Consider the following 15,919-nt stretch of genomic DNA (forward strand, 5'->3'; position numbering starts at 1 on the left):
ACGTAAGGTTGCCTATGTGTTGCGAACCGCTTTTTATTCGTAATATACAGGCGTGATTATGCCCGTTCTATTCTATGATTACCGTTTTGCCAATTTCCAGCCCTTCTGATCTTGAAGCCGCGTTTTCCATTCGTCGACAGGTTTTTGTGGAGGAACAGCATGTTGACGCCAGGGAAGAATACGACGAATTTGAAACCACGAGTGCGCATTTTCTGGCTCGTGTCGATGATGCTCCCGCCGGTACGGCCCGCTGGCGACGTACCTCGAACGGGGTGAAACTGGAGCGATTTGCGGTGCTGCCCCAGTTCAGGGGATCTGGGGTTGGGAAAGCGCTGGTACGTGCCGTACTTGACGATGTATTTAGTCAGCAGCCAGAACCGATTGAACGGATCTATCTTCATGCTCAAGTGACGGCTATGCCGCTGTATACAACCTTTGGCTTCGTACCCGTTGGTCCAATGTTTGAAGAAGCCGGTATTCAGCATTACAAAATGGTATTGCCTGGATCAGCCTACGCGACGGAATGAAAAGCCAGCCTTTCGCACGTTACGTAGCTGCGCTGATCGCTGGAATTGTGTGCTACGTTCAACTACCAGAATGGGATGAGCTTCCAATAGCCACCTTGATTATTGGTCTCGCTTTACTCATCTGGGGCTTTCTCCGTAACGCTGGAAAGACAATTAAACCGATTCAACTTACGTCCGGTACCGGCGGATTGTTGATTCTGGTGACTCTCGGGTGGGCTATTACGTACCAGCGAACCGCCAGCAACCGATCAGATAATCTTGTGCATCTTGCTGATACGTTGCGTGCTTACGAGGGCGTCGTTTCTGCACAACCTGAAGAGCGGGCCAAAACATATCGCGTTGAACTGGAAATTCGCCGGGGTGAATGGAAAAACGATCAGTCTATAAACCAGTGGCGTCCACTTAGTGGCCGGGTCATTGTGTATCTGGATAAAGCCGATCAGGCGATGCCGAAGTATGGGGAAGTATGGCTGGTATCCGGGTCGCCCCGCCCGATTGATCCGCCGTTGAATCCTGGCGAATTTAATTACAAGCAATACCTCAGCTACCGGAATATCTACCACCAGCAATACCTGCGACCATTTCAGCGGCATATTCTGGGCGTAGCTCCGCCAAATTCTATTACTCAATTGGCCACAGCTGTCAACAGATGGGCCGATAGTGTATTTACGCATCAGGTTGGTACTCGCGCTGAATTTGGTATTGTTAATGCCATGATTCTGGGTGTTCGGGATGATTTAGATTCTGAACTGTACCGTGCATACTCAGCCGCAGGGGCGGTCCATATTCTGTCTGTATCGGGGCTTCATGTCGGTATTTTGTTTGCTGTATTAACATTTCTACTCAGCTTTCTAATCAAACGGCCGCGCGGAAAACTGCTGATGGCTGTGCTTCAGTTGGCTATCCTGTGGTTTTACGCGCTTATAACCGGTTTTTCTCCACCGGTGTTACGTTCTGCGGGTATGTTTACTCTGCTGATTCTGGCGAACGCCTTTGGGCGGCAACAGCAGTTGATGAATACATTGGGGGCGTCGGCCTTTTTTATCTTGTGCTTCGATCCTTACGCGCTGTTCTCGGCGGGCTTTCAACTGTCTTATTTGGCCGTGGCTGGAATCGGGGCCTGGCAGTCGTCGTTTTATCAATCGCTGACCTTTCGGAACAAATGGGTGAATCGACTGTGGGAGCTGACGGCTGTAGCCATTATTGCCCAGCTTATTACGTTTCCGTTGGGTGTATTCTACTTCCATCAATTCCCGACCTACTTTCTGCTGGCCAACCCGATCGTTATTGTGATGTCGGAGCTGCTTTTGCCACTGGCCATGGCGACATTAGCCTTTAGTTGGGTGCCTTTTGTAAGCGACGTATTGGGCTGGCTGTTACAGAAAACGGCCTGTTTGCTCAACTATGCGGTTACGCAAACCAGTCAACTGCCGGGAGCGGCCTGGGATGGATTGTGGCTTTCGCCGGTGGCAATGCTGTTAACTTATGCCGTCATTCTAACCGGAGTAGCTTTGTTGCTAACCCGTAATCGAACGTATGTATGGGCAACCTGTATCACGGCAATGCTGCTGGCTGGCGTAATCCTCTGGGATGAGTATGAGCAAGCGCACCAGCGCCGGTTAGCCGTCCATTTTTTACCGCATCGAACGGCGATTAGCCTGACTGATGGACACCGAAGCACGCTCCTCACTGATCTCGACACGGCCGATACGCGCTCTTATGATTTCTACCTGAAGAATACATTTGGGCAATGGGGCGTTTCAGACCTGGCAGTTGCTCATTTAAGCCGCAATCTCAACGCCGTAGGTGCTCCAGCGAATATTCCCGCTTATTACCAAAATCGTGAATATGCTTTGTGGGTCTGGCAAGGTAAAACACTGTTATTTGTGAATAAACTGAGTGGCCGAAATCGCTGGCGTCTGCCCGCCGTAATCGATTACCTCATTATCCGACGTAACGCCCTTGAAGACTGGAATCAATTGAACGGACGTATTGTCGCGCGGCACATTATCTTCGATGATTCCAATAAAACGCCCCTGACAGACAAGTTATTAACCGATGCTAAACAACTGGGAATTGCTTGTTATTCAGTACGTCAGATGGGCGCGTATGTAGCCAGTTTGAACTGATTATGCTTATATTCGTGAATTCATGAGACTACGGCAATGACACTCAGTATCGCAAACTTACCGGAAGACCAGCGGGCTACAACCGTCGAATTTGCTACTTATCAGATGGACGACGATGCATTTTACGATCGGTCCGGTGTTCCGGTTTTGTCGTCAAAATGAATATCTGAAATTTGAGCGCAAGCATACGGATTTTAATTAGCCTCTTGGTGGAGAGGACGTACTGCCGGGCTTTATGTTTACCCTACGACTGTTGATCGGTTAATTTGCTCAGGGTTGACCCGGTGCTTTGTTCAACGAATCGGTTCTGACAGTTGGAGCTTTATTTAGCGAGTCTTTCTTTGGGGCAGGCGGTCGGAATCCGCCAACAGCCTTCTGCATATCGTCTTTCTTCGACTGATACGTCGTCCATTGCTCGGGTGTCAGGATGGTTTTGAGCTTATCTTCTTTTTCTTCGTTGAGCATGATCATCATATCCTGAATTTGCTTCCGCGAATCAGGGCCAGGTTTACCACTTGGTCCGATAATATCTTTGATGGCATCCTGTTGCTGGCTGGCGTATTCGTTATTGAGGTTTTTAACCTCTTTTAGCTGATCCTTACTTAGCGACAGGTTTTCCTTTAGCCATTTTGTTTCCTTCTGGGCAATGTCGCCAGCAATGTTTGGGATGGAAGCTCGCGGACTGCTGGACATGGAAGGGTCCATACCACCCATTCGACGACCATATCCACCCATACCACCACCATAGCCCCCGCCGTAACCACCATATTGGCCAAAACTCTGATGACTCATCAGCAGGCCAGTGAACAGGACTAAACTGTATACCGAGTAGGTTAAACGAAGCTGAAATTTCATAGGAATTGCCTGCTGCTTACAGGTACGGTTATAATGACGAATTACGTTTAACAAAGTTAAGGAATTATACGATTACCGGACATTGCTTTCCGGCGTTTGGATTCGCACGCGCATGCGGGGCTGCTCACCGTCGGGGACAATGACGACGATGTGATTTGTTACGGTTTCACCATTTTCCAGCATGTGACCCGCCTGTACCTGAACGGTATTGACAATTTCTTTGCCTTCTGCGTTTTTCGTAGTTGTCGAATAAGGAACCAGGAAAGGACGCGCCCGTACCGTGGCTGTTTTAGAGGTCAGCCGGGCGCCGGTAGCGTTAACACAATCGAAATTGGCCATCAGATCCTGGTTTTGCAGGCCCAATGTTGTTTGCCGGGGGAAAAATAAGCGGGTGCAGCCACTTTTATTGGTGACGTAAAACGTTACTTCATACCGTTTAAACGTACCCTTATTCCCAATATCTTTTTTGAGTTCACTCCGTATCGAATAGCCGTATTCGATACCATTATACAGAGCCGGTTCTTTATCCGTAATGTCGTAAGAAGGCTGTGCTTTGGCTAAAAGGGAGAAACAAATGCCCAGGAAGATCAGTGAGCAGATCGACAGGTGATTCATCTACAGCAGGAGGACTTTTTTAACTCGAAATTTATACTAAAAATGGACTGGAAGAGACTTGTTTTTGACTAAACGAATATAAACTTTTCTCCCATACACACCGTTCCCTTTATATATGGAAACGCTCGAAAAAATTCGTAAAGCGTACACGGAGTACGTACTGGAAAACGGGAAACAACCAACCTCTGTTTTTCAGTTTGCAAAGAAACTGAAAATTGCCGAAGCTGACTTTTACAAAGAATACACGTCGTTCGATGCCATCGAGGCCGACATCTGGTTGACCTTTTTTACCGAAGCAAAAACCACTGTCGAAGCCGATGAAACCGCTCAATCATATTCAGTTCGGGAAAAATTGCTTGCCTTTTATTACACTTGGATTGAGCTGTTAAAAGGACAGCGCAGCTTTGCTGTATACAGCTATGGTCGATTGCGTGAAGCCAGCAAAGGCCAGGGAGCAAGGGGCATGGGGCGTCAGCAGTCGCAGGTATTCAAGCCATTCAAAGAAGCGTTTTACGACTATGCCCGCGATCTGCTGGCGGAAGGCCGTGAAAGCAAAGAAGTCGAGCCTCGCCCGTTTATCACGGATCGCTATCCAGATGCACTGTGGGGGCAAACGCTCTATCTGCTCGATTTCTGGATACGTGACGTGAGCAAAAACTTCGAGAAAACCGACACTGCCATCGAAAAAGCCGTCAATACCTCCTTCGATCTCATTGGTCGATCGCCTTTAGACACGCTATTCGACTTCGCCAAGTTTATGTACCAAAATAAATAGCATGGGGCAGAGGGGTAAGGGCAAAGGGTGTGCGTTAAGTGCCCCATTTCCTCTGCCCCGTGCCCCGTGCCCGCTGCTATGAAAACCCAAACATCCGTTCCAACGACCAAAGTTGCCCGTGCCAGTCAGTTTGTAAAGGCTGGCGTGAAAGTCGGTGGGAATTATATCAAGCATTACAGCAAGAAGCTGATTGATCCCAGCTTGTCGAAAGAGGAGTTGCACAAAGACAATGCGGCTGACATCTACGACGCGTTGAGTGAACTGAAAGGTTCGGCGCTGAAAATGGCGCAGATGCTGAGTATGGATCGGGGGCTACTGCCGGTTGCGTACTCCGATAAATTCGCCATGGCACAGTATTCAGCACCGCCTTTGTCGGGGCCGCTGGTTGTCAAAACATTCAAGACCTACTTCGGAAAATCACCGGCGCAACTGTTCGATAGATTCGATATCGAAGCGGTCAACGCGGCCAGCATCGGTCAGGTACACCAGGCCTGGAAAGATGGTAAAAAACTAGCGGTGAAGGTGCAGTATCCGGGCGTAGCTGATGCTGTTAGCTCCGATCTGAAAATTGCCAAACCCCTGGCGGTGCGGTTGTTGAGTCTGAACGAACGCGACATTGACCGGTACATGGGCGAGGTTGAATCGAAATTGCTGGAGGAGACCGACTACGAGCTGGAACTGAAACGATCCATCGAAATTTCACAGGCCTGTGCCGATATTCCCGATCTGGTGTTTCCGAAATACTATCCTGAGTTTTCCTCGAAGCGAATCCTGACGATGGACTGGCTGGATGGTTTACACCTGAAAGAATTTCTTCGAACAAATCCGTCGCAGGAAGTACGCGACCGTATCGGCCAGGCTCTCTGGGATTTTTATGATTTTCAGATCCATACGCTACGTCAGGTACACGCTGATCCGCATCCGGGTAATTTCCTGATGCGGGCCGATGGGACAATGGGTGTCATCGACTTCGGTTGTGTAAAAGTCATTCCTGATTTTTATTACGATAATTACTTCCGGCTGATTAATCCCGATACGCTCGAAGATGCCGCATTAACGGAAGAAGTGTTTAATAATCTGGAGTTTTTGACCCCGGAAGATTCGCCTAAAGACCGTCAGTTTTTCTCTGATCTGTTCAAGGAAATGACCCTGATGCTGGCAGAACCCTTCGCTGTGGAAGAATTCGATTTTGGCGATGATACGTACTTCAATAAAGTCTATGCGTTTGCCGAAGGTCTGGCTAACGTATCAGAACTGAAAAATTCGAAAGTGGCGCGCGGATCGCAGGATGGTTTGTACGTTAATCGGACGTATTACGGTCTCTACGCCATGCTGAATGAACTAAAAGCCAAAGTAACGACGACAAGGCCCGAGTGGCTTCGCTCGAAGAAGCTGGTTGTTTAAGAAGGTCTTTAACCACAGAGCCACGGAGAACACAGAGAATTTGCTAAAAAACTCTGTGTTCTCCGTGGCTCTGTGGTTAAATTCTTATGATAATGGCTGGGGTGGAGGGGTCGACGCACCGGCAGGTTTAGATTTATCTTCCGGAAGTGGAACAAACTCTTTATTATCATTCGGCGGTAACGTAATACGTCCGGCCTGCCAGTCAGCTTTGGCCTGCTCAATCCGATCTTTTCGGGAAGAAACGAAGTTCCACCAAATGAATCGTTCGCCAAGTGGTTCGCCACCCAATAGCATAATCGTAGTGGTTTCGAGGGCTGTAATCACAGGATCAATTCCGGGTTTGAACACAAGCAACTGACCGGCTCCGTACCGGTTGCCATTCACGTCTACCGTTCCTTTTGCTACGTAGGTGCCCCGCTCGGGGTAACCCATAGGCGGACCAAACCGAGTACCGGGTTGTAGAACGACATGCAGGTAAAATAAAGGCGAGTGCGTTTTAACATCGTTACGTAGTCCAAAGGCATTGCCGGCAATCAGTCGCATCCAGACACCTTTATCTGTAAAGATTGGCAGTTCGTGCGGCTGGTAATTATCGAACGAGGGAGCCTCTTCTTCATCGGTTTCGGGCAGGGCCACCCAGGTCTGAATCATTTCCAGCGTACCACCCGCGAGTGTAGCCGGATCTTCAAAGCGTTCGGAATGGGCAATGCCACGGCCCGCCGTCATCCAGTTCACTTCGCCGGGACGAATCACCTGTTGAACCCCCAGACTGTCCCGGTGCGTCACCTGCCCATCGAATAAATAACTGACGGTAGACAGACCAATATGTGGATGCGGCAGTACGTCTATGCTCGGCGCCTGTTCAGGTGCGAACGTTACCGGACCGCCATGATCCATGAAAATAAACGGGCCGAGCATCCGTCGTAAACGATAGGGAAGAATCCGCCGGACATTGAATCCGTTGCCCAACGAAGCGGGCCGTGCGTCGATAACTAAATCTAGCATACAATACGTTGTTAATTGTGCCCAACAGGAACTTATACCGTTTGCCGTCAATGTCGATCGTCAAACGGTAGAGAATAACGAGCCTTACTGCGAATCGACCTTTGGCTCAAAAAATCGATCTCTCATCTATTAAAGTGCTTACTTTTAACCCATTACGGCAAGCATCTATCCGACATCACTTCCGGTTGGCTTTGGCTTTCTGATTAGGAGAAGGCCTAGCGTACAATGGGGTTCTCCGGAAACAGCTTAGAATCGCATAAAAGTAAAAACTCATTTATGATTTTTAGTCACGGGTTTAAACACAACGGCAAATGAATCCGAACAAAGCATTATGGGAAAAGGGGGACTTCACCCAACTTGCCAAAACTATGAGGGAAAGTGGCGAGGCATTGGTTGCCAAACTGGGCATTACGAAAGGGCTTAACGTACTTGACCTCGGTTGTGGCGATGGCACTACGGCCATACCGGAAGCCAAACTTGGCGCTACGGTCTTGGGAGTCGATATAGCCCGGAATCTCGTTGAAGCCGGAAACCGTCGGGCACAGGAAGAAGGACTGGCCAATTGCACCTTCCAGGAAGGGGATGCCACTGATTTACATGAATTGGCCGATGCGTCGTTTGATCTGGTCGTTAGCATATTTGGCGCTATGTTCGCTCCAAAGCCGTTTGATGTGGCCAGGGAAATGGTTCGGGTCACTCGCCCGGGTGGACGGATAATTATGGGAAACTGGATTCCGGGCGACCCGACGTTGGTGGCACAAATACTGAAGATCAGCGCGGCCTACACACCGCCACCACCAGAAGGATTTGTTAGCCCTATGTTGTGGGGTGTAGAAGACCATGTCGTAGAACGTTTCGAACAGGCGGGTGTGGCGAAAGAAAACATAACCTGCGTTAAAGATACCTTCACGTTCAACCCTCCTTATGCACCCGCTGTATTCGTCGAAAAATTCAAGCACTATTACGGTCCCACCATGAACGCGTTTGAAGCCGCGGAGAAAAATAATAAAGCTGAGGAGCTACAACGTGAATTAACCGCTTTGTTTGAGAGTCAAAACAAAAGCGCAGACAAAAACACTACGTCCATACCGGCTACGTACCTAAGAGTGACTGTATTGCGCTGATAATCAGATTTAAGTTTCGGGCGCTACGTTACCGCTCTGCTGACTGGTAAATCCGTTCTACGATTTCCTGTAAAACAGCACCCTGTTCGGCGGTGCAAACGGTTGAGGGCTTACCCTGGCAGGCATCCAGAAAAGCTGCGGTGTTTTTTAGCTGTATATCAACGTCTTCCAGATAGGGGAACTGTACGTCGGCCAGCTCGCCCGCCAGTTCGGTGTGAAGCGAAAAGGGAAACAGCTTCACACCCCCTTTGCTGCCAAAAACCTCCAGATTGCGGTCCCGCTCGGCCTGCATATTGAGCGCAAACGAAGCCGATAGAATAATGGACGCTTTAGTTGAAAACGATAGATAGGCCGTAGCGGCATCTTCTACCTCAAACGTTGATGGATTCCAGGAACCTAACAACCCTTTACCGCCCGCCTTACCGATGAAATCGTACGTATTTCCCAGAACTTGATCGGGTGTGGGATAGCCAAGTGCATACAGCGCCAGATCGAGAACGTGAACACCCAGATCCATCAGAGCGCCACCGCCCTGCATGGTCTTGTCCGTAAAATAACCCCATCCCGGAATCCCGCGTCGACGAAGGAAATTAGCCTTGATGTGATAGATATCGCCCAGCAAACCGTCGGCTTTGCAGCGCATCAGTAATTCCCACTCGCTGGTTTGCCGAAGCTGAAAATTATAGGCTAACGTCAAGCCTTTTTGAGCGGCTAAATCAGCCATTTCCCGAGCGTTCTGTGCGATCAACGCTGGTGGTTTTTCGCAAAAAACGTGGCAAGTATGGTCCAGTGCTTCCATCGCCTGCGGGTAATGGAGGTTATTAGGCGTGCAGATAACCGCTACGTCCGGCGCACACTGCTGATACATCGTACCCGTATTGTCAAAAGCGTTGGCGATGCCGTGTTTGTCGGCCAGAGCCTGGGCTTTGGTGAGGTCGCGGCTACAAACGGCTATAATTTCTACCTGATCAGCCAGCTGTTTAAGAGCCGGGATATGGTTAGTATCCGCAATGTTTCCTCCGCCAATGATGGCTGCTTTGAATCTGGACATGGTTGTCAGAAGTTGATAAACGGACAAGTTTACTGACTTACCTGCTAACTTGCCAGCTCAAACGAATCAGTATGAAAATTTTACTTGCCCCTGATAAGTTTAAAGGCTCACTAACAGCCTCGGATGTTTGTAAGGCGATGACAGAGGGGATTCAGTTAGCTGATAAATCCGCTGAGATTGTGGCCGTACCGATGGCTGATGGGGGCGAAGGTACCGCTGACGTACTGACGCAGTCGACCGATGGAATCTGGCATACCGTTACGGTGCAGGACCCGTTGGGACGCCCTGTTCAGGCGGGCTACGGAATCTCGGGCGACGGCACTACGGCCTTTATCGAAATGGCTCAGGCATCGGGTTTGCGATTGTTGACGTCGTCGGAATTTGATCCGTTCACCGCCAGTACGTTCGGAACCGGCGAGTTAATCCAACAGGCGATTGAACACAGTGTTGAGCATATTGTACTGGGTATTGGGGGGAGTGCTACCAACGATGCCGGAACGGGCATGGCGGCTGCTCTGGGCTGGCGTTTTCTGAATCAATCAGGTCAGGAAATACGACCCTGTGGCGGTAATTTAGGCCAGATTTATACGATTGAGCCGCCTGTTCAGACATGGCATGGAACGGTGGAAGTCGCCTGTGACGTAACCAATCCTCTTGTAGGCCCGCAAGGTGCTACGTTCATCTATGGGCCGCAGAAAGGGGCAAAACCAGTTGATTTGCCTGTACTCGATGCCGGTATGAAGCATTGGGCGAACATAGTACTGGCTCAGTTTGGTATAGATTTATCCGATATGCCGGGTGCCGGTGCTGCTGGCGGGTTAGGTGCTGGTGCCGTGCTCTTTCTGAAAGGGCAACTCACCGAAGGTGTTAATCTGCTGATGAAACACACACGGCTGGCCGAACAACTATCCGGGGCAAATCTGGTGCTTACGGGCGAAGGACGTATCGACAATCAGACCTTGCAGGGAAAATTAATTGCGGGAATCACTCGGTTAGCCCGCGGACAAAACATTCCGGTAGTGGCACTTTGCGGTTCGTTACAGCTTACGCCAGCCGAACTCACTACGTTAGGATTAACCAGCGCATTTTCCATTATGCCCGGCCCCGCCAGTTTAGACGATGCGCTGGCTAATGCCGCAGAGTACGTAAAGCGAACAACTTTTCAGATAATGCAACTAATCCGGTAAATGGTTATTGGCCAATTCTGCGTTTTTACTAGTAGAAAAATAACCGCCAAATTTTGTGATATTTTGCAGTATGGATAGTACAAACGTTGTTAACAAGTCGGCTCCACAGGCTAAACCACACTTCGATGATATTTTTATGGATTTAGCGGTGAACCTGGCAAAGCGATCCCATTGCATCAAGGCGCAAGTCGGCGCAGTATTGACCCGGGACACACGAATTATTTCCATTGGTTATAACGGACCACCGGCGGGCACACACAATTGCGACGAAGAATTTCCGGAGGTGGGCTGTCCGCGCGATTCGAAAGGGTCCTGTTCGCTGGCGTTACATGCCGAGCAAAACGCGATTCTGTATGCGGCCAAAAACGGTTCAGAAATTGAAGGCTCCACCATTTACGTAACGCTGTCGCCCTGCATCGCCTGCGCCCGAATTATTTACAGCATGAAGATTGCCCGGGTCATTTATTTGCATTCCTACGCTGAATACAAGGGCATTGCTTCCGACGAAGGGGTTGACTTCCTTCGCCGATTTGGGGTGACGGTCGAGCGATACGTTTCCGGAGGGAGCACTACGTTGTTGTCTGAGCCGCCGATGTCAATGCAAACACGATGAATATTCTGGCGCATGGGTACCTGTCTGGCCGAAACACAGAATTACTCATCGGAAACTTTATCGGTGATTTTATTAAGGGTGATCCGGCCAGCGCGCGCCATGATCTGACGCCCGGCGAAATCGCGGGGGTTCGACTTCACCGCGCCATCGATACGTTTACCGATGCTCATCCCGACGTAGCCGCCGTGCGCGACCTGTTGCATCCACGTTGTCATAAGTATGCGGGTGCGGCTGTGGATATTTTTTTCGATCACTTTCTGGCCGCTAACTTTCAGGCGATTACGGGTGAACCCTTTCCCGTATTTGTGTCGTATTTCTATCAGGCCTTGCAGGACAACGTAGTACGGCTTCCTGCATCGGCTATGCGTATGGCCGATTATATGATCCGGCAGGATTGGCTGACGAGTTATCAATATCTGGAAGGCATCGACCGTTCGCTGAAGGGCGTTTCCCGCCGAACCGTGTACCCATCGGGCTTAGATACGGCCATTGAGGATTTAGAACAGTATTACGATCAGATTTACAGCCATTTCACGTACTTTTGGACTGCCTTAGTCGAGCATATCCGACCCATACGTACTGCTTTAATCGCTACTTTATGAACCCGAAGAAAATAGCCTCCGCACTTGCCGTTCTTGTTGTCGTTGTCCTCACCGTCATTACGCAGATCAGCTGGAAAAATGCCGAGCCCTGGCGTCCGGATCAGTTAATGGAGCCTGCCGACCTGGCTACAGTTATCACCAGTTCGGATGCGAAAAAACCGCTGATCATCAGCATTGGACCGGCTGCTACGATCAAGACGTCCGTAGGGGTTGGTCCCGCCAATGAAGCTGAGAACGTAGCGAAACTGGAAAAACTGCTGAGTAAGGAACCCAAAAACCGGGACATCGTAATTTACTGTGGATGCTGCCCATTTGCTAAATGTCCGAACGTCCGGCCAGCGTTTACGAAGCTCAACGAAATGGGCTTCAAGAACCACAAGCTGCTGAACATTGCCAAAAACTTAAAGACCGACTGGCTCGATAAAGGCTACCCCGCCATCGATTAAGCAAAACCAGGCCACAATCATCAGTCAATAAAGGGAACCTAGCCAGGTTCCCTTTATTCGTCTATCAGGTCGTCCATCTGGCCGAACAGATCTCCTGCCGAAACAAGCCAGTTGTTGTCGAAGGCACCTTCGTCGCCCGTGAACATGTCGTCATCCTGTAAAAAATCGAGGTCAAGGGATTTACTACGTCCGGTTTTCATGGCATTCGCTGATTTAGTATGAATCAAAGTTGGCGCTAAACTCCAGCGTTCACTACAACTACAGGTTATAATTCATACCGCTTACTAACTATGTGAGACAAGCAGGAATGTTTATTAAAATTACATTAAGATAAACTTACACTTGTATGATTAACTGAGTATTCCGGTATATTGAGGCTGTTTACGCTATATCCTGATTAGTATCTAATTGTGTGTAACTTATGCGAAAATTAACCTCTACTAGTTATTATCTGCTTCGTACGCCATTAAAACCAATCCATACATTAACACTTATCCAAGACGCTTTATCTGACTCAAACCTTACACAAACAGACGAATTAATAGGGCAACTCTGGGCTGATCCGGAGATACAGGAGGCCATCTACATTGCTTCACCGGAGTTTCATCAGGAAGTAGGCAAATGGCTTCAGCAGGACAATAAAGAGGGGGAGAAGGGACGGAAAATTCGTACATCATTTTACAAATACGTAACGCGGGCGTGTACCCGATCGACCCCCTACGGGTTATTTGCTGGCTGCGCCACGGGAACCATCACCGATGCGCCCACACAAGTACGTTTCGCCAACGAGCGTCTGACGCCTATCTCGCGCTTAGACATGCAGTACGTAGCTGAACTGACAGCTCAACTCATTAACATCCCCGCCATTCGGAATCAGTTGCGGTTTTACCCAAATACCAGTCTTTACGCCGTCGGGGATACGTATCGATACCTGGAAAGCCGACCAATGGATACGAACCGGCGTTATTTTCTCTCCGCCATTAAAAGCACGGATTACGTAACGACTATTCTGCAGGCGGCACAAACCGGACGAACGCTGGACGAGCTTAAAAACGAACTGCATGATCCCGATTTGACCGATGAACTCATTGTCGATTTTCTGGAACAGTTGGTTGATGCGCAACTGCTGGTCAGTGAGCTGGAACCGACCGTAACGGGCGATGAGCCACTCGTTCGCTTGCTACGCCGGTTGAGCGAACTCGAAGAAACAGAGGCTGTAACGACGTGTATCCAAAAAATTCAGTCGCTGATAAAAAGCGAAGGTTCGTTGATGGAACGAGGTCCGCAGTTGCAGCAACTTATCACAACGAATTTTCCGGGCTGCTCGGGCAAAGATCTGCTTCAGACCGATTTGTTTTTTGATACGCAGGCCAATACCCTCAACCAGCAGGTCGTGAACGATATTATTCGACAGGTTGAGCAGGTGTTGCCGCTGTGCCGTATCAGCCAGACGCCGAGTCTGGAAACGTTCCGACAACAGTTTTACGAACGCTACGAAGAGCAGGAAGTGCCGCTCTTGCTGGTTCTCGACAGTGAATCAGGTATTGGCTATGGTTCCGAAACTGGCGCGTCGACGGGATACATGCCTCTGCTCGACCGGCTGCAAATGCCGTCATCCTCAACGACCGACCTCAGCGGGGGCTTTTCCGTGAATAGTTTCAAATACCAGCGGCTGCGTCAACTACTGCGAACCGGAGCACCGGTGGTCACCCTGACGGACGATGATCTCGTTGTCATGAAAGAAGGGGATCTGGAATCGGTTGCACCCAGCGCCTATCTTTTCGGTACGTTACTGGCCGCTTCCGGCGCGACGGCTGATGCGGGTGATTATCAGTTTCTGCTCAAAGGGCTGATCGGCCCATCGGCGGCTACGCTTATGGCGCGGTTTTGCCACGGCAGCGAGGCACTAACGGAGCAGTTGAAAGCCAGTCTGGTGTCTGAAGAAGCGCACTACCCGGATGCCGTTCTGGCCGAGGTCGTGCATCTGCCCGAAGCACGGCATGGAAACATTCTTAGTCGCCCAACGCTACGTCCGTATGAGATTCCGTATTTGGGGCAGTCGTCGGTTGCGCCGGAGTATCAGATTCCGTTGAACGATCTGTTGGTATCGGTACGGAACGGACGTGTCCGGCTGCGCTCCCGGCGGCTGGGTCGGGAAGTGATCCCTCGATTGTCGTCGGCGCATAATACGCGAAATGGGGTGGCGGCTTACCAGTTTCTACACGATCTTCAATACCAGCAAACCTTAGCGCCGTTCCGATGGGATTGGGGCATGTTCAATGACGAGCCGTTTCTGCCCCGAATAGCGTATCAAAAGCTGATTCTGAGTCGGGCGCGCTGGCTGATCAAACGCGACGAATATGCCCAACGCCTGAAAAAAGCTGCTTCCGCTGACGCCTTGATTACCGAGCTACAAAGGGCATTGAACGTACCTGCCGAAGTCGTACTGGCGCAGGGCGACAACGAGTTATGGTTACGATTAGATACCGAAATTGGTCGGCAGATTGTAGCCGATCAACTGCGACAGTCTGATGTTATGTTGTATGAGCATCTGCAAACGCCTGACCAGTGCTGGGTATCGGACGGGGTTGGGCAGTATGCCAATGAACTCGTCATTCCCGTTCAGCGTCCAGCCGTACTGGAATCGCCCGTAAAATCTGCCAATACGTCAAGGCCAATGGCTGCACCAACAGCTTCACTAACAGACGTAGTGAAACGCCAGTTTATACCCGGCAGTGAGTGGCTGTACGTAAAAGTATACGGCGGGGCCAAAACGCTGGATATATTACTAACGCAGGTGATCTACCCCCTGACGACCCAGATGACGCAGATTGGTCTGATCGATCAGTGGTTCTACGTCCGGTACAACGACCCCAACTCGCATCTGCGCCTGCGTTTTCACCACAAAACCCAACCGACGTTCTGGATCACCATGCTACAGGCGTTACAGATGCATCTTAATCCGTACGTGAACGAAGAAACGGTAGTTTCGATCCAGACCGACACGTATCGGCGGGAACTTGAACGCTACGGAGCCGCCAACATGCTGGCCAGTGAGCAGTTGTTTCATCAGGATAGCGTTGCCGTTGTATCTATGCTGTCGCAGGTCGAAGCCGACGACGATGAAACGTATCGCTGGCTGATGGCACTCCGGGGCGTCGATCAGTTGCTGACGGATTTTCAACTACCGCTGACCGATAAAAAAGCCCTGCTGGAACGACTGCGAGATCAGTTCTTTCGGGAATTCAATGGCAACGATACGTTGATGCGAAGTTTGAACGACAAATACCGCGAATCCCGTTCGCTGATCAATTACGTCTTTGGCGACGACAGCTCCGACGATAAGATCAGGTATGCGAAAGCTTGTCTAGCAACTCGTTCGGAAAGCCTGCGCTCGCTGGTGCCAGCCATCGAGACGAATCTGGCTGGCATGGGCATGACAAAACAGGACGTACTGCCGCATTACATCCACATGTTTCTCAATCGATTGTTTATGTCCGAGCAGCGGTTGCATGAATTGATCATTTACCATTACCTGCTCAAACACTACACCTCGGAACTAGCCCAGCAACGTCAGACTGCCTAA

16 protein-coding genes are annotated in these 15,919 nt (G+C 50.0%); 11 read left to right on the forward strand and 5 right to left on the reverse strand.

The features are described 5' to 3' along the window. Nucleotides 1-74 precede the first annotated feature (74 nt). Genes IC230_RS14125 through IC230_RS34485 form a run of 3 tightly spaced genes read left to right on the forward strand, consistent with a single transcriptional unit; the run spans nucleotide 75 to nucleotide 2,818 of the window. A complete protein-coding gene (locus tag IC230_RS14125; RefSeq protein ID WP_191039669.1) occupies nucleotides 75-527 on the forward strand; it encodes a GNAT family N-acetyltransferase in 453 nt (150 codons plus the stop codon). Next, nucleotides 524-2,656 (forward strand): ComEC/Rec2 family competence protein, encoded by a 2,133-nt coding sequence (locus tag IC230_RS14130; protein ID WP_191039670.1) that lies wholly within the window; start codon nucleotides 524-526, stop codon nucleotides 2,654-2,656. The genes IC230_RS14125 and IC230_RS14130 overlap by 4 nt, the downstream gene beginning before the upstream one ends. A gap of 36 nt (nucleotides 2,657-2,692) precedes the next feature. After that, a complete protein-coding gene (locus tag IC230_RS34485; protein WP_262893164.1) occupies nucleotides 2,693-2,818 on the forward strand; it encodes a hypothetical protein in 126 nt (41 codons plus the stop codon). Nucleotides 2,819-2,926: 108 nt separating this feature from the next. Here the strand turns inward: IC230_RS34485 and IC230_RS14135 are convergent, their stop codons facing one another. Together IC230_RS14135 and IC230_RS14140 are read right to left on the reverse strand one after the other, a co-directional pair. Then, nucleotides 2,927-3,511: a hypothetical protein gene (locus IC230_RS14135; RefSeq protein ID WP_191039671.1), complete on the reverse strand. Its 585-nt coding sequence runs from the start codon at nucleotides 3,509-3,511 to the stop codon at nucleotides 2,927-2,929. Between the two features lie 72 nt (nucleotides 3,512-3,583). Next, entirely contained in the window at nucleotides 3,584-4,126 is a 543-nt protein-coding gene (locus IC230_RS14140; protein ID WP_191039672.1) for an ABC transporter permease, read from the reverse strand. Nucleotides 4,127-4,241: 115 nt separating this feature from the next. On the opposite strand from IC230_RS14140, the gene IC230_RS14145 reads away from it, so the two are divergent. Both IC230_RS14145 and IC230_RS14150 read left to right on the forward strand, forming a co-directional pair. After that, nucleotides 4,242-4,901, forward strand: a complete 660-nt coding sequence (locus IC230_RS14145; protein ID WP_191039673.1) for a TetR family transcriptional regulator C-terminal domain-containing protein — start codon at nucleotides 4,242-4,244, stop codon at nucleotides 4,899-4,901. Nucleotides 4,902-4,979: 78 nt separating this feature from the next. After that, a complete protein-coding gene (locus IC230_RS14150) occupies nucleotides 4,980-6,305 on the forward strand; it encodes an ABC1 kinase family protein (protein WP_191039674.1) in 1,326 nt (441 codons plus the stop codon). 84 nt (nucleotides 6,306-6,389) lie between these two features. Here IC230_RS14150 and IC230_RS14155 read toward each other — a convergent pair whose 3' ends face one another. Next, nucleotides 6,390-7,310: a pirin family protein gene (locus IC230_RS14155; protein ID WP_191039675.1), complete on the reverse strand. Its 921-nt coding sequence runs from the start codon at nucleotides 7,308-7,310 to the stop codon at nucleotides 6,390-6,392. A 311-nt stretch (nucleotides 7,311-7,621) separates the two neighbouring features. Between IC230_RS14155 and IC230_RS14160 the strand changes: the two genes are divergently transcribed. Then, nucleotides 7,622-8,434, forward strand: coding sequence for a class I SAM-dependent methyltransferase (locus IC230_RS14160; RefSeq protein ID WP_191039676.1), 813 nt, complete (start codon nucleotides 7,622-7,624; stop codon nucleotides 8,432-8,434). Between the two features lie 28 nt (nucleotides 8,435-8,462). On the opposite strand, the gene IC230_RS14165 is transcribed toward IC230_RS14160, so the two are convergent. After that, nucleotides 8,463-9,485 carry a Gfo/Idh/MocA family protein gene (locus IC230_RS14165; RefSeq protein WP_191039677.1) on the reverse strand — a complete coding sequence of 341 codons (1,023 nt, stop codon included), beginning with the start codon at nucleotides 9,483-9,485 and terminating at the stop codon, nucleotides 8,463-8,465. A 71-nt stretch (nucleotides 9,486-9,556) separates the two neighbouring features. Between IC230_RS14165 and IC230_RS14170 the strand changes: the two genes are divergently transcribed. The 4 genes from IC230_RS14170 (at nucleotide 9,557) to IC230_RS14185 (ending at nucleotide 12,333) form a co-directional block, all read left to right on the forward strand. Continuing rightward, nucleotides 9,557-10,672, forward strand: coding sequence for a glycerate kinase (locus IC230_RS14170; protein WP_191039678.1), 1,116 nt, complete (start codon nucleotides 9,557-9,559; stop codon nucleotides 10,670-10,672). A gap of 70 nt (nucleotides 10,673-10,742) precedes the next feature. Beyond that, nucleotides 10,743-11,285, forward strand: a complete 543-nt coding sequence (locus IC230_RS14175; protein WP_191039679.1) for a deoxycytidylate deaminase — start codon at nucleotides 10,743-10,745, stop codon at nucleotides 11,283-11,285. Further along, a complete protein-coding gene (locus IC230_RS14180) occupies nucleotides 11,282-11,887 on the forward strand; it encodes an acyl carrier protein phosphodiesterase (protein WP_191039680.1) in 606 nt (201 codons plus the stop codon). Before IC230_RS14175 ends, IC230_RS14180 begins: the two co-directional genes overlap by 4 nt. Beyond that, a complete protein-coding gene (locus tag IC230_RS14185; protein WP_191039681.1) occupies nucleotides 11,884-12,333 on the forward strand; it encodes a rhodanese-like domain-containing protein in 450 nt (149 codons plus the stop codon). Before IC230_RS14180 ends, IC230_RS14185 begins: the two co-directional genes overlap by 4 nt. Nucleotides 12,334-12,386: 53 nt before the next feature. Here the strand turns inward: IC230_RS14185 and IC230_RS14190 are convergent, their stop codons facing one another. After that, entirely contained in the window at nucleotides 12,387-12,533 is a 147-nt protein-coding gene (locus tag IC230_RS14190; protein ID WP_191039682.1) for a hypothetical protein, read from the reverse strand. Nucleotides 12,534-12,754: 221 nt separating this feature from the next. Here IC230_RS14190 and IC230_RS14195 point away from each other — a divergent pair, with 221 nt between their 5' ends. Beyond that, nucleotides 12,755-15,919, forward strand: coding sequence for a lantibiotic dehydratase (locus tag IC230_RS14195; protein ID WP_191039683.1), 3,165 nt, complete (start codon nucleotides 12,755-12,757; stop codon nucleotides 15,917-15,919).

Origin of the sequence: Spirosoma validum (genome assembly GCF_014699035.1) — a bacterium.
In the GTDB taxonomy this organism is placed as follows: Bacteria; Bacteroidota; Bacteroidia; order Cytophagales; family Spirosomataceae; genus Spirosoma; species Spirosoma validum.

Coding starts and splice junctions, on each gene's coding strand:
- IC230_RS14130 (WP_191039670.1), top strand. CDS start 524: ATGAAAAGCCAGCCTTTCGCACGTTACGTAGCTGCGCTGATCGCTGGA.
- IC230_RS14190 (WP_191039682.1), bottom strand. CDS start 12,533: ATGAAAACCGGACGTAGTAAATCCCTTGACCTCGATTTTTTACAGGAT.
- IC230_RS14145 (WP_191039673.1), top strand. CDS start 4,242: ATGGAAACGCTCGAAAAAATTCGTAAAGCGTACACGGAGTACGTACTG.
- IC230_RS14155 (WP_191039675.1), bottom strand. CDS start 7,310: ATGCTAGATTTAGTTATCGACGCACGGCCCGCTTCGTTGGGCAACGGA.
- IC230_RS14170 (WP_191039678.1), top strand. CDS start 9,557: ATGAAAATTTTACTTGCCCCTGATAAGTTTAAAGGCTCACTAACAGCC.
- IC230_RS14160 (WP_191039676.1), top strand. CDS start 7,622: ATGAATCCGAACAAAGCATTATGGGAAAAGGGGGACTTCACCCAACTT.
- IC230_RS14180 (WP_191039680.1), top strand. CDS start 11,282: ATGAATATTCTGGCGCATGGGTACCTGTCTGGCCGAAACACAGAATTA.
- IC230_RS14175 (WP_191039679.1), top strand. CDS start 10,743: ATGGATAGTACAAACGTTGTTAACAAGTCGGCTCCACAGGCTAAACCA.
- IC230_RS14135 (WP_191039671.1), bottom strand. CDS start 3,511: ATGAAATTTCAGCTTCGTTTAACCTACTCGGTATACAGTTTAGTCCTG.
- IC230_RS14150 (WP_191039674.1), top strand. CDS start 4,980: ATGAAAACCCAAACATCCGTTCCAACGACCAAAGTTGCCCGTGCCAGT.
- IC230_RS14185 (WP_191039681.1), top strand. CDS start 11,884: ATGAACCCGAAGAAAATAGCCTCCGCACTTGCCGTTCTTGTTGTCGTT.
- IC230_RS14140 (WP_191039672.1), bottom strand. CDS start 4,126: ATGAATCACCTGTCGATCTGCTCACTGATCTTCCTGGGCATTTGTTTC.
- IC230_RS34485 (WP_262893164.1), top strand. CDS start 2,693: ATGACACTCAGTATCGCAAACTTACCGGAAGACCAGCGGGCTACAACC.
- IC230_RS14195 (WP_191039683.1), top strand. CDS start 12,755: ATGCGAAAATTAACCTCTACTAGTTATTATCTGCTTCGTACGCCATTA.
- IC230_RS14165 (WP_191039677.1), bottom strand. CDS start 9,485: ATGTCCAGATTCAAAGCAGCCATCATTGGCGGAGGAAACATTGCGGAT.
- IC230_RS14125 (WP_191039669.1), top strand. CDS start 75: ATGATTACCGTTTTGCCAATTTCCAGCCCTTCTGATCTTGAAGCCGCG.